This is a genomic window from Streptomyces sp. NBC_01012, from assembly GCF_045162755.1.
Classification (GTDB): domain Bacteria; phylum Actinomycetota; class Actinomycetes; order Streptomycetales; family Streptomycetaceae; genus Streptomyces.
On the sequence record NZ_CP108688.1, the window covers coordinates 2,290,540 to 2,311,290 of the forward strand.

Sequence of the window (20,751 nt, forward strand, 5' to 3'; positions counted from 1 at the left end):
ATGCCCTTCCATCTGCACTTCGACGAGAGCGACCTGCTCCGCTGCCGCTTCGCGCTCTCCCCGCTCTTCGAGACGCAGGAGGCCGTACGCACACTCCACCGCCCCGCACGGCACGGCTACCACCTGCCCTGGCTACGGCGGATCAGGGAGGGCGCCGCAGGACTCGACCTCACTCCGCTGTGGCTGCTGATGCCGGACCGCGGCCACAACCCGGACTTCATCTGCCCGCCGCCGCTCGGGCCGCTCGCCACCTTCGCCGAGGAGATCGAGGTCGTACGCGCGACGGATCCGGCGACCGCCCGTGACGACATCGCGCTCGCGCTCGCCGACACCCCGGGCGGCCTCCGCTCCCCCGCGGGACGGCGGATGCTGGCCGACCCCGACCGGGCGGTCCAGGAACTGGCCGACCTGCTGGAGCGCGCCTGGGAGGTGATGGTCGCACCGCACTGGCCCCGGCTGCGCGCCCTGCTGGAGGCGGACATCGCCTACCACTCGCGCCGCCTCGCCGAGGTGGGCTTCGAACGGCTGCTGGGCGAGATCAGCCCACGGCTGCTCTGGGCGGACTCCACCCTGACGGTGGCCGGCACCAGCGGGAACCACAGCCGGGTCCTGGGCGGGCAGGGCCTCGTCCTGATACCCAGCGTCTTCGTCTGGCCGGATGTGGTCGGGGGCTACGAACCTCCCTGGCAGCCCGCCGTGATCTACCCCGCGCGCGGCATCGGCGGGCTGTGGACGGAGTCCGGCGACCGGACGCCGGACGCGCTCGCCCGGCTGCTGGGAAGGGCCCGCGCCGATGTGCTGTGCGCACTCGGGGAACCGGCCGGCACGAGCGCGCTGGCGCACCGGCTCTCGCTCGCCCCGTCCTCCGTGTCCGCCCATCTGTCGGCGCTGCGCGCGGCGGGCCTGCTCATCTCGCGGCGGTACGGGCATCAGGTGCTGTACGAGCGCACCCCGCTCGGGATGGCGCTGGCCGCGCAGGAGCACTGAGCGCGGGGGCACCGAGCGCGGGAGCCTCCCGCGCCCCGCGCCCACGCAGCAGCGCGAAGGACCGCACCACGGCGGGCGCGAGGGCGGTCGCCAGGGCCGCGTACGCCCAGACGCGCATGTCGGCCTGGGTGAAGACCAGCAGACAGCTGAGCACGCCGAACAGGCAGGTCGCGGCCACCAGCGGGCGGCGGACCAGCGCCAGCGTGTAGCCGGCGGCCCGTCCCGGCTCCACCCGGAACAGCGCCGTCGCGTACTGCCGCGTCAGCGTCTCGTACGTGCCCCGGGCCCGGCGCAGCGGCCGGGCGGGCCCGTCCGTCCTGGCCGCGGGGGCGTCCGGGGTGTGGACGGAGCGCCAGTGCTCTCCGGTCAGCGGGTTGCGCAGGCGGTGGATCTCGAAGCCGGTGGCGATGTCGCCGGTGACGGAATCGTGGAATCCGCCGGCCTGGCGCAGGGCGGCGACCCGTACGACGTGGGCGGTGCCGGCCAGCACGGGCGCACCGTAGCGGTTGCCCGCCCGCTGACCGAGGGCGTGCAGAAGGCCACGGGCCGTCCGCCTGCCCGCGGGCGCGCCGCCCGAGTGGAGCGGCGGGCCGACGACGAAGGCGATGTCCGGATCGCGGAAGTAGCCCGTCGTCCGCTCCAGGAAGCCCGGCCGGGGGATCCCGCCGGTGTCCACGCGGGCGACGAGGTCGTAGGCGTCACCGTGCTTGGCGAGCCAGGCGTTGTGGTTGCCGTGCCTCGTCCCGGCCTCGTGCGGGCCCTCGTCCCGGTTCCACTCGGGCACCCCGAGGCGGGTGAAGTGGTGCACGCCCAGCTCGGCGCAGAGCATCCTGGCCTCCGGGTCGTCTGCCTCGTCGAGCAGCCAGACGTCCAGCGGTCCGGGGTGCCGCACCCGTGCGGCACCTTCCAATGCGGCCCGCACCGCGGTGAGGGGTTCCGCGCCCGGCACGTACGTGAGCAGGAAGGCGAGTGCCGTGCCGGGCTCGGGCGTCACCGGCACCGGGTCCCTGGCCACGCACACGGCGTGGGCGACGGCGGCCACACCGACGAGCACGAACAGTTCGATCACGCCGACGGAGACCAGCGCCAGGGAGTCGGCGAGCACCAGCCAACGCCGGCCGTCACCGCGCACGGGCCAGTGGCTGGGCCACAGCACATGGAGCAGCAGCAGTCCGGCGACCGCGGGGGCGAGTGCCATCAGGAGGACCGCTCGTATTCGGTACCTCTCGGTGCGCCGGGGGCGGCGGAACCGCACCCGGTACCGCGTCGCCGGCGGCTTCGCGAGCGGACCCGCGAGACGGCTGCGGCTGTCGTGACCCTCCGACGGCATCACGCCTCCCATGGTCGGATATGCCGGTGTTCCCGCATGTCCCCACAGAAGGGGAGGCGGGACCACCTGTCGACCCGGCAGGTCCGACCGAGGGGCGTTCTTCGCCCGAACGGCAAGAGCCCCCGCGGGCGGGGGCTCTTCGGGCGGGGCTCTTCACGGGTGTGGGCGGTCAGCCCGCCAGGTGACGCTCCACCGTCTCGACCTTGGAGGTCAGACCGTCGGTGACGCCGGGCCTGATGTCGGCCTTCAGCACCAGGGAGACCCGGCCCGCGCGGGCCTCGACAGCGGCGACGGCGCGCTTCACGACGTCCATGACCTCGTCCCACTCCCCCTCGACGGAGGTGAACATCGCGTCGGTGCGGTTGGGCAGCCCGGACTCACGGACGACACGGACGGCGTCGGCGACGTACTCACCGACGTCCTCGCCGACGCCCAGGGGGCTGACGGAGAAGGCGACGATCATGCGCTGACCGTCCCCTCGGCGCGGGCACGGGCGGCGATGACGCCGTCGCTCTCGTACCTCTTGAGCAGCTTCTCGCCGTAGAGACCGCCGAAGGGCAGGACCGCCAGGAGGAAGAACAGCGCGACGCGCTTGAACGGCCACTTGGCCTTGGACCACACGTCCAGCAGGAACACCAGGTAGATCGTGAAGAGGATGCCGTGCAGCATGCCGAGCGGCATCATCAGGAAGTCGATGTCCGAGACCCGGCTGAGCACCGAGCCGAACAGGATCAGCGCCGGGAAGGACAGCGCCTCGGGAAGCGAGATGAGGCGCAGCCGGTGCAGGGCGGAAGCGGTCTTGATGTCCACGAGGGCACCTTCGGTGGGAGGGGGCGTAACGGCTTGTGAACGCGGGCACAAGCACTGCCATTGTGGCATCGCTCCGGGGTCCCCCGGGCAGGGGGTCGGGCCGCCGGGCCCTGTGCGCGGGACGCGTCTGCGGCTAACGTCGCACCGTGGCGATGTTCCGACTCCAAGGCAGCAAGATGCTCTCCGTCGACCTGACGGGTGACGCCGTCAAGGCGAAGAACGGCTCGATGGTCGCGTACGAGGGCCGGATGACGTTCAAGAAGATGACCGGCGGCGGTGAGGGTCTGCGCGGCATCGTGACCCGCCGGCTGGCCGGCGAACGGATGGTGATGATGGAGGTGAAGGGGCAGGGCACCTGCTATTTCGCCGACCGGGCGAGCGAGATCAACCTCGTCTCGCTGCACGGCGACAAGCTGTACGTCGAGGCGAGCAATCTGCTGGCCACCGACGCCGGGCTGCGCACCGGCACCACCTTCACGGGGCTCCGCGGCGGGGCGAGCGGCAACGGGCTGTTCACCACGACCGTCGAGGGCACCGGGCAGGCGGCGATCATGTCGGACGGCTCCGCCGTGGTGCTGCGCGTGTCTCCGCAGTACCCGTTGAACGTCGACCCCGGCGCCTACATCGCCCATCAGGGCAGACTCCAGCAGCACTTCCAGTCCGGGGTGAACTTCCGCACGTTCATGGGTGAGGGCGCGGGCGAGTCCTTCCAGATCCGCTTCGAGGGCGACGGCCTGGTCTATGTGCAGCCCAGCGAGCGGAACACCATCGGGGGCGATGTCTGATGCCGTTCCGCGAGATCAACTCCCGGATGGTCGAGGCGGTGGTGGAGCCCGGCCGGACGATGTACAGCCAGCGGGGCGCGATGCTCGCGTACCGCGGTGATGTCTCGTTCACCCCGAACATCCAGGGCGGACAGGGCGGCCTGGGGTCGATGATCGGCCGGCGGGTGACGAACGAGGCGACCCCGCTGATGACGGTCGAGGGGAACGGCACCGTGATGTTCGGCCACGGTGGCCATCACATCCAGGTGATCAATCTGTCCGGCGACACCCTCTACGTGGAGGCCGACCGGCTGCTGGCCTTCGACGGGACCCTCCAGCAGGGCACCATGTTCATGGGCTCGCAGGGCGGGGTGATGGGCATGGTGCGCGGCCAGGTGACCGGGCAGGGGCTGTTCACGACGACGCTCAAGGGGCACGGCGCGGTCGCCGTGATGGCGCACGGCGGGGTGATCGAGCTCCCGATCGCGCCGGGCCGGCCGGTGCACGTGGACCCGCAGGCCTACGTCGCCCACCACGGGGACGTGACCAACAAGCTCTCCACCGCGCTCGGCTGGCGCGAGATGGTGGGCCGCGGTTCGGGTGAGGCGTTCCAGCTGGAGCTCAGCGGCAACGGAGCGGTGTACGTCCAGGCGTCGGAGGAGAAGCTGTGAGCACACCGGTGATCTACGACCCGATGACGCTGCCGTCCGACGACAGCGTCGATTCGTACACCTTCTGCGTGGAGCTCAAGGGGAGCCAGTGGTTCCTGCAGAAGGGCAAGATGATCGCCTACTACGGGCAGATCGCGTTCAACGGCATCGGGCACGGCCACTTCGAGGGGCTGATCCGTTCGAGCTTCCACTCACCGCTGCACGCGAGCGACTGGGTGGTGGCCGAGGGCAGCGGCAAGATGCTGCTGGCCGACCGGGCCTTCGATGTGAACTCCTTCGACCTGGACGACGGCAATCTGACGATCCGCTCCGGCAATCTGCTGGCCTTCCAGCCGACGCTGGCGCTGAAGCAGTCGATCGTGCCGGGCTTCCTGACGCTGATCGGGACGGGGAAGTTCGTCGCCGCGTCCAACGGTCCCGTGGTCTTCATGGAGCCGCCGCTGCGGGTGGACCCACAGGCGCTGGTGGGGTGGGCCGACTGCCCGTCGCCGTGCCACCACTACGACCACGGCTACATGAGGGGCGTGCTCGGCGGGCTGCGCTCGCTGACCGGGATCGGCGGCACCTCCGGGGAGGAGCACCAGTTCGAGTTCGTCGGGGCGGGGACGGTGCTGCTCCAGTCGACCGAGACGCTGCTGCCCGACCAGGCCACGGGCGCGGTCCCGCACGAGGCGGGTGTGCCCGGCGGCGGTCAACACCGTCCGCCCCGGTAGCCGGGGACCTGCGGCGCCGCTCCGGGCTGTGAACGGTAGTCTGCGGAGTGTGACGTCCGGCAGGCGCGTGCGCGGGGTCACATCGGCAGAATTCGTCCGGCTTTCAACATCTTAGGTAGAATCCATACATGGAGACCGAGACGGCCACCCGCTGGCTTACCGATGCGGAGCAGTGCGCCTGGCGCACCCACCTGGACGTCAGCAGGCTGCTGACGCATCAGTTGGAGAAGGACCTTCAGCCGTTCGGCCTGACCATGAACGACTACGAGATCCTGGTCAACCTCTCGGAGTCGGAGGACCAGCGCATGCGGATGAGCGACCTGGCCGCCGCCACCCTGCAGTCCAAGAGCCGGCTCTCGCACCAGATCACCCGCATGGAGAACGCCGGCCTGGTCCGCCGCGAGAACTGCGAGTCCGACCGGCGCGGGCTGTTCGCGGTCCTCACCGACGTGGGCGGCGAGACGATGCGCAAGGTCGCTCCGCACCATGTCGAGTCGGTGCGCAGGCACTTCATGGATCTGCTCTCCCCCGAGGAGCTCGGACAGCTGCACGCGGCGCTCACCCCGATCGCGGAGCATCTGCGCGGCCGGCGCGGCAAGCCGTAGGGCCTGCGTGCTTCACCCTGCGGCCGCCGCTCCCGGCAGCCGCAGGGTGAACCGCGCGCCGCCGCCCGGCCCTTCGCCGACCGTGAGTGTGCCGCCGTGCCGGGAGGCCACATCACGGGCGATGGCCAGGCCGAGCCCGGCCCCGCCGTCGTCCCGGCTGCGGGCGTCGTCCAGGCGTACGAAGCGCTCGAAGATCCGGTCCTGTTCGGCCTCGGGCACGCCCGCCCCGTCGTCGGTGACCTCCACCAGTACGTCGCCGCGGTCGGCCCGCACCGAGACGGCGACCGAACACTCCGCGTGGCGCTGGGCGTTGTCCAGCAGATTGCCGACGACCCGGGCCAGCTGACCGCGCGAGCCCATGACGTCGAGCGCCCCGGTGTCCGCCACCGACACCTCGGGACCGATCCGGTCCGCCGCTCGCTTGGAGACCGCCTCCCGGACCAGCGCTCCCAGGTCGACCGCCGTACGCCCCGCCCGCTCTCCCGCGTCGAGCCGGGCGAGCAGCAGCAGGTCGGCGGCCAGCGCCTGCAACCGTACGGTGTCGGCGACCGCGCCCGGCACGTCCAGCAGCTCCGGGTGGGCGTCCCCCACCTCCAGCTGGATACGGAGCGAGGCGATGGGGCTGCGCAGCTCGTGCGAGGCGTCGGCGACGAAGCGCCGCTGCCGGTCGACGGAGGCCTCCAGGACGGTGAGGGTCTCGTTGGTCGTGCGGGCCAGCCACGCGATCTCGTCCCGTGAGTCGGGCTCGGGCACCCGCCGCCCCAGATCCTCGGACGCGGTGATCGCGGCCAGCTCCCGTCTGATGCCCTCGACCGGGCGCAGCGCGCGCCGGGTCACCAGCCAGGTGACCCCCGCGACGACGAACAGCAGGAAGGGCAGCCCGGTCAGCATGGTGGTGCGTACGGAGCCCACGGCCTCCTGTTCGGCGGCGAGCGGGGCGCCCGCATGGACGATCACCGGGAGGCCGGCCCGGGTGACTGCCTCGACGGCGGCGAAGCGGAAGTCGGCCGTATCGCCCTCGACGGTGGCGCTGCCGTTGCTGAAGTCGGGTTCGTCGGAGGAGACTTCGCCGCGGTCCGTGTCGTCGCCGTCACCGCCGTCACCGCCGTCACCGCCGTCGCCGCCGTGGCCGCCGCGGTCCGCGTCGTCGTCGGGGCTCCCGGCCGGCTCCGACCCCGAGGACCCCGGGGCGACGTCCGACGTGGCGGTCCCCGAAATGGCCTCAAGGCCCTCCGAGACGAACAGCACGTGCTCTTCCTCGTCGGTCACCTGGACCGGATGGACGTCCTCGTCGCTCAGGTCGAGATCCTCGTACGGCACATCCAGGGCGACCTGCCCGGCCACCTCGCGCGCCACGACCTCCGCCTCGAGACCGGCCCGGTCCGTCAGGTTGTCACGCAGCACCTGGAGCACGACGAGCCCGGCGGCCACCAGGGCCACGGTGACGACCAGGGCCGCGCCCAGGGCGGCTCGGGCCCGTACCGACCTCACGACGACTCCAGGCGGTAGCCGGCGCCGCGCACCGTGCTGATGGAGTCCGCGCCGAGTTTCCGGCGCAGGGCGCTGATGTAGACCTCGACGATGTTCGGGTCGCCGTCGTAGGCGAAGTCCCAGACGTGCTCCAGGATGTCGGCCTTGCTGACCACCTCACCCGCCCGCAGCGCGAGCTGTTCGAGTACGGCGAACTCCTTGTTCGTGAGGGTGACTTCGTCGTCCTCACGGTGGACCCGACGGGCGGCGGTCTCGACCCGCAGGGTGCCCACGGTGAGCACCGGCGACGGGGCGCTGCTGCCCCGGCGACGCAGTAACGCCCGCACCCGGGCGACGAGTACGACGTACGAGAACGGCTTGGTCAGATAGTCGTCGGCGCCGGTGTCGAGGCCCTCGGCCTCGTCGTACTCCCCGTCCTTGGCGGTCAGCATCAGGATCGGCACGTCGTGGCCCGCGGCGCGCAGCTCGGCACAGACCCGGTAGCCGTTCATGCCGGGCAGCATGATGTCCAGGACCACAAGATCGTGGACGCCCTCGCGGGCCCGGTACAGCCCTTCGAGGCCGTCGTGCACGACATCCACGGCGAAGCCCTCGGCGGTGAGTCCCCTGGCCAGGGACACCGCAAGACGCTTCTCGTCCTCCACGATCAACAGGCGCATGGGGACAGCCTCCCAAAGACAACCTGAAGACGACTTCAGTTGACTTCAGGCTGCGTTCAGCATCGGTGGGGCAGTGTGTACCCCATCGGACCGCAGATCCTCGGGGAGCTCCTCATGCAGCGCAACATCGCCGTCGTCGCCCTCACCGCAGCCGTACTCATCGGCGGCCTGGCCGGGTGCAACGACGGGAACGGCGGCGACAACGACAACGACAGCGGCCGCGGCGACTCGGCCCCCGTCCCGGTGACGAGCGACTCGGTGACCGTCGACGACGCCGTGGCCGCCGCGCTGAAGGCCGTCCCGGGCCGGGTGACCGAGGCGGAGCTGGAGAACGACGCGAACACGCTGGTCTGGAAGCTCGATGTGTACGGCTCCGACAAGGTCTGGCACGACGTGAAGATCGACGCGGACGACGCGAAGGTACTGTCCGACCGCGGCGACGCCAACAACCGCCGCCCGGTGCCCGGTTCGAGCTCCGTCTCGGTGATCGACGCGGTGGAGGCCGCACGCAAGGCCCAGCCCGGCACGGTGACGTCCGTGGACCTCGACGCCGACGAGAACACGCTGGTCTGGGACGTCGTCGTCAAGGGCAAGGACGGCGGCAACCACGAGCTGGACGTGGACGCCCAGACGGCCGAGGTGTCCGGGAACCACGGCGGCGGAGACGACAACTGACGGCTCCCGCACAGCGCGCGGGCATGCCCGGCGGCCCCGGGCGGCCCGCACGCCGCCCGGGAGCCGTCAGCTTCCGCCGGTGAGTCCCGCGACCAGCTCGTCCGCCGCCGCGTACGGGTCGAGACCCCCGGCCACGATCCGTTCCGCCAGCGCCTCCAGCCTGCGGTCGCCGTGCAGATCGGCGATCTTCTCGCGGAGCGCGGTGACGGCGATCGTCTCGACCTCGCGGGCCGCACGCGCCGTACGCCGCTGGGCCAGCACGCCGTGCTCCTCCATCCACGCCCGGTGCTTCTCCAGGGCCTCGACGACCTCGTCGAGGCCCTGCCCACGGGCGGCGACCGTCTTGACGATCGGTGGCCGCCAGTCGCCGGGCCCCCGGGACTCCCCGAGGCCCAGCATGTGGTTGAGCTCGCGCGCGGTGGCGTCGGCGCCGTCCCGGTCCGCCTTGTTCACCACGTACACATCGCCGATCTCCAGGATCCCGGCCTTCGCCGCCTGGATACCATCGCCCATGCCGGGGGCGAGGAGGACGACGGAGGTGTCGGCCTGGGAGGCGATCTCCACCTCCGACTGGCCGACCCCCACCGTCTCCACGAGGATCACGTCGCAGCCCGCCGCGTCCAGCACCCGGATCGCCTGGGGCGCCGACCAGGCGAGGCCGCCCAGGTGGCCTCGGGTGGCCATCGAGCGGATGTAGACGCCCGGGTCGGACGCGTGGTCCGACATCCGGACCCGGTCGCCGAGGAGCGCGCCCCCGGAGAACGGCGACGACGGGTCGACGGCCAGCACCCCGACACGCTTGCCGGCCTTGCGGTAGGCGGAGACCAGCGCCGAGGTCGAGGTGGACTTGCCGACACCCGGCGATCCGGTCAGGCCGACGACATAGGCGTGGCCGGCCAGCGGTGCCAGGGCGGCCATCACCTCACGCAACTGCGGCGAGGCGCCCTCCACCAGGGAGATGAGCCGGGCCACCGCACGCGGCCTGCCCTCACGCGCCTGCTCGACCAGGGTGGGGACGTCCACCTTCACGCTCGGCCTCCTCGCTCACTCGCTCGTACGACGTACTACTTGCCCGGTACGCGGATGATCAACGCATCGCCCTGACCACCGCCGCCGCACAGCGCCGCCGCCCCGGTGCCGCCGCCGCGCCGCTTCAGCTCCAGCGCCAGGTGCAGCACCACCCGGGCGCCCGACATCCCGATGGGGTGGCCGAGCGCGATGGCACCGCCGTTCACGTTCACCTTGTCGGAGGTGACGCCGAGGTCCTTCATCGACTGGACCGCGACGGCCGCGAAGGCCTCGTTGATCTCGATGAGGTCGAGGTCCTCCACGCCGATGCCCTCCTTCTTCAGGGCGTGCCGGATGGCGTTGGACGGCTGCGACTGGAGCGAGTTGTCCGGGCCCGCCACATTGCCGTGGGAGCCGATCTCGGCGATCCACTCCAGGCCGAGCTCCTCGGCCCTGGCCTTGCTCATGACGACGACGGCCGCGGCACCGTCGGAGATCTGCGAGGAGGTACCCGCGGTGATCGTGCCGTCCTTGGTGAAGGCGGGGCGCAGCTTGCCCAGGGACTCGGCGGTCGTCTCGGCACGGATGCCCTCGTCCTGGGAGAAGAGGACCGGGTCGCCCTTGCGCTGCGGGATCTCCACCGGGGTGATCTCGGCCTCGAAGATGCCGTTCTTCCGGGCGGCGGCGGCGCGCTGGTGGGACAGGGCCCCGATCTCGTCCTGCTCGGCGCGGGCCAGGCCCAGACGGGTGTTGTGCTTCTCGGTGGACTCACCCATCGGGATGTTCTCGTAGGCGTCGGTCAGGCCGTCGTGCGCCATGGAGTCGAGCAGCTCGATCGCGCCGTACTTGTATCCCTCGCGGGACTTCGGGAGCAGATGCGGGGCGTTGGTCATGGACTCCTGGCCGCCGGCCACCACGACGTCGAACTCGCCCGCGCGGATGAGCTGGTCGGCCAGCGCGATGGCGTCGAGTCCCGAGAGACAGACCTTGTTGACGGTGAGCGCGGGGACGTTCAGCGGGATGCCGGCCTTGACCGCGGCCTGGCGTGCCGGGATCTGCCCTGCCCCGGCCTGGAGCACCTGGCCCATGATCACGTACTCGACCTGGTCCCCGCCGATCCCGGCCCGGTCCAGCGCCGCCTTGATGGCGACACCTCCGAGGTCGGCTCCGGAGAAGCTCTTCAGCGAGCCGAGAAGACGGCCCATGGGCGTCCGCGCGCCCGCGACGATCACTGAGGTGGTTCCGGTCGTTCCTGGCATGAGGCGCAGCCCCTTGGATTGGAAGTGAACGAGGGTTTACTTGAATGTACTGAGCAGTACGTCCCCAGTCATCCGGCAGTCGGTGTGATCGCGCGCACGTTGCGTAACCATCCCGGGGGCGCTGCACTGGTTCCATGCTGACGCGAATCGACCACATCGGAATCGCCTGCTTCGACCTCGACAGGACGGTGGAGTTCTACCGCGCGACGTACGGCTTCGAGGTGCACCACACCGAGATCAACGAGGAGCAGGGTGTACGGGAAGCCATGCTGAAGATCAACGGCACCTCGGACGGCGGGGCTTCGTACCTCCAGCTGCTGGAGCCGACCCGGGAGGACTCCGCGGTCGGCAAGTGGCTGGAAAAGAACGGTGAGGGCGTGCACCACATCGCGTTCGGGACGGCGGACGTCGACGGGGACGCCGCGGACATCCGTGAAAAGGGCGTACGGGTGCTGTACGACGAGCCCAGGACCGGTTCGATGGGCTCCCGGATCACCTTCCTCCACCCCAAGGACTGCCACGGCGTGCTGACCGAACTGGTCACCTCGGCGACGGAGCACTGACCTGACGCATACCCGGCCCGGTAGAGTGGGCGGTTCCGGGCCGGGGCCGGGTCGGGGCCGTGCCGCGTCCCCACCTTTGATCTGTCACCATTCCCCGGGGGACCGCTCGCCGGCGGGCGGTCCTCGTATGGAGAATTGCGACCAGGTTTGGGGTCTCTCCGCTCGAACAGAGTGGAGAGCTTGGGTTGGGGTATCCCCCGCTCGAACAGAGTTGAGAGCTTGGGGAAGGATGGGACCGCGCAGTGCGGGGCTACGAGAGCCAGCAGAGCCACCGAGCTGACGACGACCATCTCTCGCGGTTCGAAGCCGAGATGGACCGGCTGACGACCGACCGGGAGAAGGCAGTCCAGCACGCCGAGGACCTCGGTTACCAGGTCGAGGTCTTGCGCGCCAAGCTGCACGAGGCACGGCGCAGTCTGGCCACCCGTCCCGCCCACGACAGCGCGGACATCGGCTACCAGGCCGAACAGATGCTGCGTAACGCCCAGGTCCAGGCCGACCAGCTGCGCACGGACGCCGAGCGCGAGCTGCGCGAGGCCAGGGCGCAGACGCAGCGGATCCTTCAGGAGCACGCGGAGCACCAGGCCAGGCTCCAGGCCGAGTTGCACACCGAGGCCGTGCAACGGCGCCAGCAGCTCGACCAGGAGCTGGCGGAGCGCCGTCAGACCGTCGAGTCCCACGTCAACGAGAACGTCGCCTGGGCCGAGCAGCTGCGGGCCAGGACCGAGTCCCAGGCGCGCCGGCTCCTGGACGAGTCACGCACCGAGGCGGAGCAGTCGCTGGCCGACGCGCGCGCCGAGGCCGCCCGGCTCGCCGACGAGACCCGCCGGCGCGTCAACTCCGAGGCCGAGTCGGCCCGTGCGGAGGCCGAGGCCGCGCTGCTGCGCGCCCGCAGGGACGCCGAGCGGCTGCTCGACGCCGCGTCCACGCAGGCCCAGGAGGCGACCAGCCACGCCGAGCAACTGCGCTCGGCGGCCACATCGGAGACCGAGGAGACCCGGCAGCGGACCGCGGAGCTGAACCGCACCGCCGAGCAGCGCGTGCAGGAGGCCGAGACCCGCCTGCGCGAGGCCCGTCTCGAGGCCGAGAAGGTACTCGCCGACGCGAAGGAGGCCGCGGTCAAGCGGCTGGCCGGCGCCGAGTCGCAGAACGAGCAGCGCACCCGTACGGCCAAGTCCGAGATCGCCCGTCTGGTCGGCGAGGCCACGAAGCAGGCCGAGACGCTCAAGGAAGAGGCCGAGCAGGCGCTCGTCGACGCCCGGGCCGAGGCCGAGCGTGTCGTCGCCGAGGCGGCCGAGAAGGCCCGCACCGTGGCCGCCGAGGACGCCGCGGCCCAGCTCGCGAAGGCGGCCAGGAGCGCCGAGGAGGTCCTGACCAAGGCGTCGGAGGACGCCAGGTCGACCACCAGGGCCGCCGGTGAGGAGGCCGACCGGATCCGCCGTGAGGCCGAGGCCGAGGCGGAGAAGCTGCGCGGCGAGGCCGCCGAGCAGGCCGACCAGCTCAAGGGCGCGGCCAAGGACGACACCAAGGAGTACCGGGCCAAGACCGTCGAGCTGCAGGAGGAGGCCCGCCGGCTCCGCGGCGAGGCCGAGCAGCTGCGCTCCGAGGCCGTGGCCGAGGGCGAGCGGATCCGCGGCGAGGCCCGCAGGGAGGCCGTCCAGCAGCTGGAGGAGGGCGCCCGCACCGCCGAGGAGCTGCTCACCGAGGCCAAGTCCGACGCCGAGGAGCTGCGGACCTCCGCCGCCGCCGAGAGTGAGCGCGTCAGGACGGAGGCGGCCGAGCGTGCCGCCACCCTGCGCAAGCAGGCCGAGGAGGCGCTGGAGCGCAGCCGTGCCGAGGCGGAGAAGCTGCGCGCCGACGCCGAGGAGCAGGCCGCGGCGCTGACCTCGGCAGCCGAGAAGGCGGCCGAGGAGCTGCGCGAGGAGAACGAGCGCGGGATAGAGGAGCGCAAGGCCGAGGCGGCCGACGAGCTGACCCGGCTGCACACCGAGGCGGAGACCCGGGTCACCGCGGCGGAGGAGGCGCTCGGCGAGGCGCGTACGGAGGCGGAGCGGATCCGCCGCGAGACGAGCGAGGAGTCCGAGCGGCTGCGCTCGGAGGCGGCCGAGCGGATCCGGGCGCTCCAGGAGCAGGCCACGACGGAGGCCGAGAGCCTGCGCACCGAGGCCGCGGCGGACGCCGCGCAGTCCCGCGCCGAGGGCGAGACCGTGGCCGTCAGGCTGCGCACCGAGGCCGCGGCCGAGGCGGAGCGGCTGAAGAACGAGGCGCAGGAGAGCGCCGACCGGGTCCGTTCGGAGGCGGCGGCAGCCGCGGAGCGGGTCGGCACCGAGGCGGCCGAGGCACTGGCCGCCGCCCAGGAGGAGGCCAACCGCCGGCGCCGTACCGCCGAGGAGACGCTCGGCTCGGCGCGCGCCGAGGCGGAGCAGGAGCGCGAGCGCGCCCGCGAGCAGAGCGAGGAGCTCCTCGCCTCGGCCCGCAAGCGGGTCGAGGGTGCCCAGGCCGAGGCCGAGCGGCTGGTCGAGGAGGCGGAGACACGGGCCGCCGAGCTGGTGTCGGCGGCCGAGCAGACCGCCCAGCAGGTGCGCGACTCCGTCTCCGGGCTCCAGGAGCAGGCCGAGGAGGAGATCACCGGCCTGCGGTCCGCCGCCGAGCACGCGGCGGAGCGGACGAGGACCGAGGCGCAGGAGGAGGCGGACCGGGTCAGGGCCGACGCCTACGCCGAGCGCGAGCGGGCCACCGAGGACGCCAACCGTGTCCGTCAGGTCGCGCACGAGGAGGCGGAGGCCGCCAAGACCCTGGCCGAGCGGACCGTGTCCGAGGCCATCACCGAGTCGGAGAAGCTGCGCTCGGACACCTCGGAGTACAGCCAGCGCGTCCGTACGGAGGCGTCGGACGCCCTCGCGTCGGCGGAGCAGGACGCCTCGCGTGCCCGTGGCGAGGCCCGTGAGGACGCCAACCGGATCCGTTCCGAGGCCGCCGCGCAGGCCGACCGGCTCATGGCCGAGGCGACCACCGAGAGCGAGCGGATCCGCGCCGAGGCCACCGAGCAGTCGGAGCGCTTCGTGTCGGAGGCGACCGACGAGGCGGAGCGGCTGCGCGCCGAGGCGGCACAGACCGTCGGCTCGGCCCAGGAGCACGCGGCCCGCACCCGCGAGGAGTCGGAGAAGGTACGCGCCGACGCGGAGGCCGCGGCCGAGCAGTTGCGCGCCGAGGCGCGCCAGGAGGCGGACCGGCTGCTCGACGAGGCGCGCGAGTCCGCGGCGAAACGCCGCGCCGACGCCGCCGAGCAGGCCGACCAGCTCATCAACAAGGCCCAGGAGGAGGCGCTGCGCGCCGCCACCGAGGCCGAGCAGCAGTCCGACAGCATGGTCGGCGCCGCGCGCAACGAGGCCGTCCGGATCACCTCGGAGGCCACGGTCGAGGGCAACTCCCTGGTGGAGCGGGCCCGTACGGACGCGGACGAGCTGCTCGTCGGCGCCCGCCGGGACGCCACCGCGACCCGGGAGCGTGCGGAGGAGCTCAGGGTGCGGATCGAGAGCGAGATCGAGGCGCTGCACGAGCGCGCCAGGAGCGAGACCTCCGAGCAGATGAAGACGGCGGGCGAGCGCGTCGACAAGCTGATGAAGGCGGCCACCGAGCAGCGGGCCGAGGCGGAGGCCAAGGCCAAGGAGCTGCTGGCGGAAGCGAATTCGGAGGCGAGCAAGGTCCGTATCGCCGCCGTGAAGCGCGCCGAGTCGCTCCTCAAGGAGGCCGAGACCAAGAAGGCCGAGCTGACCCGGGTGGCCGAGAAGCTGCGTGCCGATGCCGAGGCCGAGGCGGAGCAGATGGTCGACGAGGGCCGTCGGGAGCTGGATCTGCTGGTCCGCAGACGCGAGGACATCAATACGGAGATCTCCCGTGTCCAGGATGTTCTGGAGGCGTTGGAGTCCTTCGAGACCCCGGGCGGAGCGGGCAAGGCCGCCGGTGGGGGTGCGGGCAAGGCCGCCGGTGGCGGTGCGGGGGGCGTCAAGGCGGGCGCGTCAGCCGGTACCCGGTCGGGCGGCAAGGCGTCGGACGGATAGCCGTACACAGACCTCGCCATGAACATTCAAACCTCCGAGTCGCAAGCACTTCCGGGGGTCAGCCACTCAAAAGGGGTGTCATTCTCCATACCAAAGCGGCATCTTCACGCTGACACGCCGCTTCGGCCCCTAGGATTCCCTCTAACACCTCACCGGTCTCATTCGACAGGAACCCCATGAGCGACCCTTCCTCCCCCTTCGGCTTCGAGCTCGTGCGACGTGGATACGACCGCGGTCAGGTGGACGACCGCATTACCAAACTCGTCGCCGACCGTGACAGCGCCCTCGCCCGTATCACCTCTCTGGAAAAGCGCATCGAGGAACTCCACCTCGAAACGCAGAACGCCCAGGCCCAGGTCAACGACGCCGAGCCGTCGTACGCCGGCCTCGGCGCCCGCGTGGAGAAGATCCTCCGCCTCGCCGAGGAGGAGGCGAAGGACCTGCGTGAGGAGGCCCGCCGCGCGGCCGAGCAGCACCGTGAGCTGGCCGAGTCGGCCGCCCAGCAGGTGCGCAACGACGCGGAGACGTTCGCCGCCGAGCGCAAGGCGAAGGCCGAGGACGACGGTGTCCGTATCGTCGAGAAGGCCAAGGGCGAAGCGAGCGCGCTGCGCTCGGACGCCCAGAAGGACGCCCAGCAGAAGCGCGAGGAGGCGGACGCGCTCTTCGAGGAGACCCGGGCCAAGGCCGCCCAGGCCGCCACGGACTTCGAGACGAACCTCGCCAAGCGCCGTGAGCAGTCCGAGCGTGACCTCGCGTCCCGTCAGGCGAAGGCCGAGAAGCGTCTCGCCGAGATCGAGCACCGGGCGGAGCAGCTCCGCCTGGAGGCCGAGAAGCTGCGTACGGACGCCGAGCGCCGGGCCCGTCAGACGGTGGAGACGGCCCAGCGTCAGGCCGAGGACATCGTGGCGGACGCCAACGCCAAGGCCGACCGGATCCGCAGCGAGTCGGAGCGCGAGCTGGCGGCGCTCACCAACCGCCGCGACTCGATCAACGCCCAGCTGACCAACGTCCGCGAGATGCTGGCGACGCTGACGGGTGCCGCGGTCGCCGCCGCCGGTTCCCCGGCGGAGGAGGACTCCGCAGCCCCCGGCGTCCCCGCCCAGCAGACCCGCTGAGCCACGGTACGTACATCGTCCGTACCCCTTCGCGCGCCCGGTTCCGCCTTTGTGGTGGCGCCGGGCGCGCGAGCGTTCTAGCGTAAGCGCATGATCGAGCTCGACGGCCTCACCAAACGCTTCGGTAACAAGGTTGCCGTCGACCATTTGTCATGCCGGGTCAGGCCGGGCATGGTGACGGGTTTCCTCGGCCCGAACGGGGCGGGCAAGTCCACGACGATGCGGATGATGCTCGACCTCGACAACCCGACCAGCGGCTCGGTGCGGATCGACGGCCGCCACTACCGCGACCTCCAGGAGCCGCTCAAGCACATCGGGGCGCTGCTGGACGCCAAGTCCATGCACGGCGGGCGCAGCGCGTACAACAACCTCCTGTGTCTCGCCCAGAGCAACCGCATCCCGGCGAGCCGCGTCTCCCACGTCCTGGACACCGTCGGTCTGAGCGCGGTGGCGAAGCGGAAGTCCAAGGGCTTCTCGCTCGGCATGGGGCAGCGGCTGGGGATCGCGGCGGCGCTGCTCGGCGACCCCGAGATCCTGATGTTCGACGAACCGGTCAACGGTCTCGACCCGGAGGGCATCCACTGGATCAGGAATCTGATGAAGACCCTCGCCTCGGAGGGCCGGACGATCTTCGTCTCCTCGCACCTGATGAGCGAGATGGCCCTGACCGCCGATCATCTGATCGTCATCGGACAGGGCAGGCTGCTCGCCGACACCTCGATGGCCGACTTCATCCACGAGAACTCCCGCAGCTTCGTGCGGATGCGCTCCCCCGAGCAGGAGCGTCTGCGCGACCTGCTGCACGCGGAGGGCATCGTCGCGGTGGAGTCGGGTAACGGCACCCTGGAGATCGACGGCCAGGCCCCGGAGCGGCTCGGTGAGCTCGCCGGCCGGGACGGGATCGTGCTGCACGAGCTCAGTGCCCAGCGGGCCTCCCTGGAGGAGGCCTTCATGCAGATGACGGCGGGCTCCGTGGAGTACCACGCGCACTCCGACACCGGTGGCGCACCGCCACCACCGGTGGGACCGCACTGGGGCGACCAGTGGAACCAGCAACAGACCGGCGGCGGCGCGGCCGGCGACCGCACGAACGGGGTGTGACGGCGATGACATCGGTACCCGCGGTCCTGAATTCCGAATGGACCAAGATCCGTACGGTCTCGTCGACCACCTGGACGCTGATCTCGGCGTTCGTCGTCACCGTCGCCATGGGCGCGGCGCTGAGCGCGCTGCTGAAGAGCCAGTTCGACGATCTCTCCACCGCCGAGCGGGCCACCTTCGACCCGACGTACGTGAGCTTCTCCGGAATGATCCTCGGGCAGCTCGCGATGGTCGTCTTCGGTGTCCTGGTGGTGGGCACGGAGTACAGCTCCGGCATGATCAGGGCCTCGCTCTCGGCCGTGCCGAAGCGCGGGGCGTTCCTCTTCAGCAAGATCGCGGTGGCGGGGGTCCTGGCACTGGTGGTGGGCCTGGCCACCAGCTTCGTGACCTTCTTCCTCGGCCAGGCGCTCCTCGGCGACCACGGCACCGACATCGGCGCGGAGAACGTGCTGCGCGCGGTCTTCGGCGGCGGCCTCTACATGGGCCTGATCGCGGTCTTCTCCATGGGCGTCGCCACGATGCTGCGCAGCTCCATGCTGTCGCTCGGCATCCTGATGCCGTTCTTCTTCCTGGTCTCGCAGATCCTGACGGCGGTCCCGGGCGCCAAGAGCGTGGCACGCTACTTCCCCGACCAGGCCGGCTCCAAGATCATGCAGGTGGTCCCCGACGCGATGAACAGCGACCCGGGACCGTACGGGCCGTGGGCCGGGATGGGGATCATGGCACTGTGGGTGGTGGCATCCCTGCTCGGCGCCTACCTCGTGCTGAAGAAGCGGGACGCCTGAGAGGGCGGGAAGGCGCCGACGCTCCGTACGACGGCTTGGCCGGAACCATGCACGGCTGGTTATCCTCCTTACTCTTACGGGGGCGTGCGGCCGCGGCCCGGGCCCCGACAGGAATGACGTCGATGGGGCTGGAGAATGATCGAGGCAGTCGGCCTGACCAAGCGCTTCGGCGCGAGGACGGCCGTGCACAACCTTTCCTTCCAGGTGCGGCCCGGCGCCGTCACGGGATTCCTCGGTCCCAACGGATCGGGCAAGTCCACCACCATGCGTATGATGCTCGGCCTCGACCGGCCCACCTCCGGGCATGTCACGATCGGCGGTCATGCCTTCCGGAGCCTGCCCAACGCCCCGCGCCAGGTCGGGGCGCTGCTCGACGCCAAGGCCGTGCACGGCGGGCGCAGCGCCCGTAACCACCTGCTGTCCCTGGCCCAGCTGGCGGGCATCCCGGCGGCCCGGGTGGACGAGGTCCTCGGTGTCGTCGGGCTCCAGGACGTCGCCAAGAAGCGCTCCAGCGGCTACTCCCTGGGGATGGGGCAGCGGCTCGGGATCGCGGCGGCACTGCTCGGCGACCCTCAGGTGCTGCTCTTCGACGAGCCGGTCAACGGGCTCGACCCCGAGGGCATCCTCTGGGTGCGCAATCTGATGAAGCAGCTCGCGTCCGAGGGCCGCACTGTCTTCGTCTCCAGCCATCTGATGAGTGAGATGGCACTCACCGCCGACCATCTGATCGTGATCGGGCGTGGGCAGCTGCTCTCCGACATGAGCGTCAAGGAGTTCATCTCCGCGAACTCCGCCGACTTCGCACGGGTGCGGGTGCCCGCGGACCGGCCGGAGGACCGGGAGAAGCTGACGGCCTCACTGACGGAGGCGGGCGGCGGGGTCATGACGGAGCCCGGCGGCGCCCTGCGCGTCACGGGGCTGCCGCTCCCCCGCATCAGCGATCTGGCCCATGCCGCCGACGTACGGCTGTGGGAGCTCTCCCCGCACCAGGCTTCGCTGGAGGAGGCGTACATGCGGATGACGCAGAGCGCCGTGGACTACCGCTCGACGGCGGACGCCAAGGAAGGGCTCCAGCCGCCGCCACCGCCCTTCGAACTGCCAGGTGACGGGCAGTACGGTGAAGCGGCCGGGCCCCCTCCCCCGGTCCCGCAGCAGGGCTGGTACGCCCCGCCGCCCCCGGGGCACGGGCCGCGGGCCGGCGCGCCGGAAGCCGGGCAGGCGCCCGCGCCCACCACGGACCGCACCGAGCGCAGGAGCAGTGAGGACACCCGATGACGATGCCGCCGTCCCAGGCGCACCGGACTCCCCCGGAGCCTCGGCAGGACCAGGACGTCCTGCCCGGCCTGTACGCCTCGCCCATCCCCGTGCGCACCCCCGGCCTCGGTGACGCGATCGCCTCGGAGTGGACGAAGATCCGCTCCGTGCGCTCCACGATGTGGACGCTCGGTGTGATGATCGTGCTCCTGGTCGGCATCGGACTGCTGGTCGCGCTGGCCGTGGACGCGTCGGACGCGCCCCTGGAAGACACCCCGGTGCTCAGCATCGGCTTCTTCGGCGTGCTGCCCGCGACGATCTGCGTGATCACCCTCGGTGTGCTGACGATCTCGTCCGAGTACGGCACGGGAATGATCCGTACGACGCTGACCGCGTGCCCGAGCCGGTCACGGGTGCTGGCCGCGAAGTCGGTCGTCTTCTTCCTGCTCACCTTCACGATCACCACCGTGACCACCGGGATCGTCGGCGTCCTGCAGACGGCCATCCTGGACGGGGGCACACCCGAGACCGGGTACTGGGTGCGCTCCACGGTGGGCATCGGCCTCTACCTCGCGACGCTGGGGCTGCTGTCGCTGGCGCTCGGCACCCTCGTCCGGCACTCGGCGGGCGCCATCACGGTCATGATCGCGGTGGTGCTGCTGCCCCTCGTGCTGGCGATGTTCATGTCCACGCGATCGCTGGCCGGGGCGCAGCAGGCTCTGTTCGAGTACTCGATCCCCAACCAGATCGGCGCGCTGTACGGGGTGGCGATGACCACGTCGGGCCCGACCGGCTGGCAGCCGCTGTTCATCATCGCCGGTGTGACCGTGGTGGTCATGGCCGGCGCCCTGCTGTCGCTGGACCGGCGGGACGTCTGAGCCGTCGCGACGGCCTCGCGGC

20 protein-coding genes are annotated in these 20,751 nt (G+C 71.4%); 13 read left to right on the forward strand and 7 right to left on the reverse strand.

Going from position 1 to position 20,751, the window contains the following annotated elements; translation table 11 throughout:
* Positions 1 to 987, forward strand: coding sequence for a DUF5937 family protein (locus tag OG623_RS09905; protein ID WP_406145885.1), 987 nt, complete (start codon positions 1 to 3; stop codon positions 985 to 987).
* Here OG623_RS09905 and OG623_RS09910 read toward each other — a convergent pair.
* The 3 genes from OG623_RS09910 to OG623_RS09920 all read right to left on the reverse strand — a co-directional run bounded on the left by OG623_RS09910 (position 908) and on the right by OG623_RS09920 (position 3,127).
* Positions 908 to 2,317, reverse strand: a complete 1,410-nt coding sequence (locus OG623_RS09910; RefSeq protein WP_406145886.1) for a glycosyl transferase — start codon at positions 2,315 to 2,317, stop codon at positions 908 to 910. The two genes, OG623_RS09905 and OG623_RS09910, sit on opposite strands and share 80 nt — an antisense overlap.
* A 169-nt stretch (positions 2,318 to 2,486) precedes the next feature.
* Positions 2,487 to 2,780 (reverse strand): MTH1187 family thiamine-binding protein, encoded by a 294-nt coding sequence (locus OG623_RS09915; RefSeq protein WP_031091528.1) that lies wholly within the window; start codon positions 2,778 to 2,780, stop codon positions 2,487 to 2,489.
* Positions 2,777 to 3,127 carry a DUF3817 domain-containing protein gene (locus OG623_RS09920; RefSeq protein ID WP_406145887.1) on the reverse strand — a complete coding sequence of 117 codons (351 nt, stop codon included), beginning with the start codon at positions 3,125 to 3,127 and terminating at the stop codon, positions 2,777 to 2,779. Before OG623_RS09920 ends, OG623_RS09915 begins: the two co-directional genes overlap by 4 nt.
* A gap of 152 nt (positions 3,128 to 3,279) precedes the next feature.
* Between OG623_RS09920 and OG623_RS09925 the strand changes: the two genes are divergently transcribed.
* The 4 genes from OG623_RS09925 (at position 3,280) to OG623_RS09940 (ending at position 5,880) form a co-directional block, all read left to right on the forward strand.
* A complete protein-coding gene (locus OG623_RS09925; protein WP_406151757.1) occupies positions 3,280 to 3,912 on the forward strand; it encodes an AIM24 family protein in 633 nt (210 codons plus the stop codon).
* Positions 3,912 to 4,562, forward strand: coding sequence for an AIM24 family protein (locus OG623_RS09930; RefSeq protein ID WP_362895038.1), 651 nt, complete (start codon positions 3,912 to 3,914; stop codon positions 4,560 to 4,562). The genes OG623_RS09925 and OG623_RS09930 overlap by 1 nt, the downstream gene beginning before the upstream one ends.
* A 23-nt stretch (positions 4,563 to 4,585) precedes the next feature.
* Positions 4,586 to 5,275 carry an AIM24 family protein gene (locus OG623_RS09935; protein WP_406151758.1) on the forward strand — a complete coding sequence of 230 codons (690 nt, stop codon included), beginning with the start codon at positions 4,586 to 4,588 and terminating at the stop codon, positions 5,273 to 5,275.
* A gap of 128 nt (positions 5,276 to 5,403) precedes the next feature.
* Positions 5,404 to 5,880 (forward strand): MarR family winged helix-turn-helix transcriptional regulator, encoded by a 477-nt coding sequence (locus OG623_RS09940; protein ID WP_406145888.1) that lies wholly within the window; start codon positions 5,404 to 5,406, stop codon positions 5,878 to 5,880.
* A gap of 12 nt (positions 5,881 to 5,892) precedes the next feature.
* On the opposite strand, the gene OG623_RS09945 is transcribed toward OG623_RS09940, so the two are convergent.
* The gene (locus OG623_RS09945) at positions 5,893 to 7,371 is read right to left on the reverse strand and encodes an ATP-binding protein (protein ID WP_406145889.1); all 1,479 of its coding nucleotides are present in this window, start codon (positions 7,369 to 7,371) and stop codon (positions 5,893 to 5,895) included.
* Positions 7,368 to 8,030, reverse strand: coding sequence for a response regulator transcription factor (locus OG623_RS09950; RefSeq protein ID WP_406145890.1), 663 nt, complete (start codon positions 8,028 to 8,030; stop codon positions 7,368 to 7,370). The genes OG623_RS09945 and OG623_RS09950 overlap by 4 nt, the downstream gene beginning before the upstream one ends.
* Positions 8,031 to 8,144: 114 nt before the next feature.
* On the opposite strand from OG623_RS09950, the gene OG623_RS09955 reads away from it, so the two are divergent.
* Positions 8,145 to 8,705, forward strand: a complete 561-nt coding sequence (locus tag OG623_RS09955; protein ID WP_406145891.1) for a PepSY domain-containing protein — start codon at positions 8,145 to 8,147, stop codon at positions 8,703 to 8,705.
* Between the two features lie 66 nt (positions 8,706 to 8,771).
* On the opposite strand, the gene meaB is transcribed toward OG623_RS09955, so the two are convergent.
* The gene (gene meaB / locus OG623_RS09960; protein WP_406145892.1) at positions 8,772 to 9,734 is read right to left on the reverse strand and encodes a methylmalonyl Co-A mutase-associated GTPase MeaB; all 963 of its coding nucleotides are present in this window, start codon (positions 9,732 to 9,734) and stop codon (positions 8,772 to 8,774) included.
* A gap of 35 nt (positions 9,735 to 9,769) precedes the next feature.
* Positions 9,770 to 10,972, reverse strand: coding sequence for an acetyl-CoA C-acetyltransferase (locus tag OG623_RS09965; RefSeq protein WP_406145893.1), 1,203 nt, complete (start codon positions 10,970 to 10,972; stop codon positions 9,770 to 9,772).
* Positions 10,973 to 11,106: 134 nt separating this feature from the next.
* Between OG623_RS09965 and mce the strand changes: the two genes are divergently transcribed.
* From mce to OG623_RS10000, 7 genes are all read left to right on the forward strand, one after another.
* Entirely contained in the window at positions 11,107 to 11,535 is a 429-nt protein-coding gene (gene mce / locus OG623_RS09970; protein ID WP_406145894.1) for a methylmalonyl-CoA epimerase, read from the forward strand.
* Between the two features lie 242 nt (positions 11,536 to 11,777).
* Positions 11,778 to 15,596: a polarized growth protein Scy gene (gene scy / locus OG623_RS09975; RefSeq protein WP_406145895.1), complete on the forward strand. Its 3,819-nt coding sequence runs from the start codon at positions 11,778 to 11,780 to the stop codon at positions 15,594 to 15,596.
* A gap of 176 nt (positions 15,597 to 15,772) precedes the next feature.
* Positions 15,773 to 16,711 carry a cellulose-binding protein gene (locus OG623_RS09980; RefSeq protein WP_406145896.1) on the forward strand — a complete coding sequence of 313 codons (939 nt, stop codon included), beginning with the start codon at positions 15,773 to 15,775 and terminating at the stop codon, positions 16,709 to 16,711.
* Positions 16,712 to 16,801: 90 nt separating this feature from the next.
* Positions 16,802 to 17,812: an ATP-binding cassette domain-containing protein gene (locus OG623_RS09985; RefSeq protein ID WP_406145897.1), complete on the forward strand. Its 1,011-nt coding sequence runs from the start codon at positions 16,802 to 16,804 to the stop codon at positions 17,810 to 17,812.
* 5 nt (positions 17,813 to 17,817) lie between these two features.
* A complete protein-coding gene (locus OG623_RS09990; protein ID WP_406145898.1) occupies positions 17,818 to 18,597 on the forward strand; it encodes an ABC transporter permease subunit in 780 nt (259 codons plus the stop codon).
* Positions 18,598 to 18,732: 135 nt separating this feature from the next.
* The gene (locus tag OG623_RS09995) at positions 18,733 to 19,872 is read left to right on the forward strand and encodes an ABC transporter ATP-binding protein (protein WP_406145899.1); all 1,140 of its coding nucleotides are present in this window, start codon (positions 18,733 to 18,735) and stop codon (positions 19,870 to 19,872) included.
* Positions 19,869 to 20,729 (forward strand): ABC transporter permease, encoded by an 861-nt coding sequence (locus OG623_RS10000; protein WP_406145900.1) that lies wholly within the window; start codon positions 19,869 to 19,871, stop codon positions 20,727 to 20,729. The genes OG623_RS09995 and OG623_RS10000 overlap by 4 nt, the downstream gene beginning before the upstream one ends.
* The last annotated feature ends 22 nt before the right edge of the window (positions 20,730 to 20,751 follow it).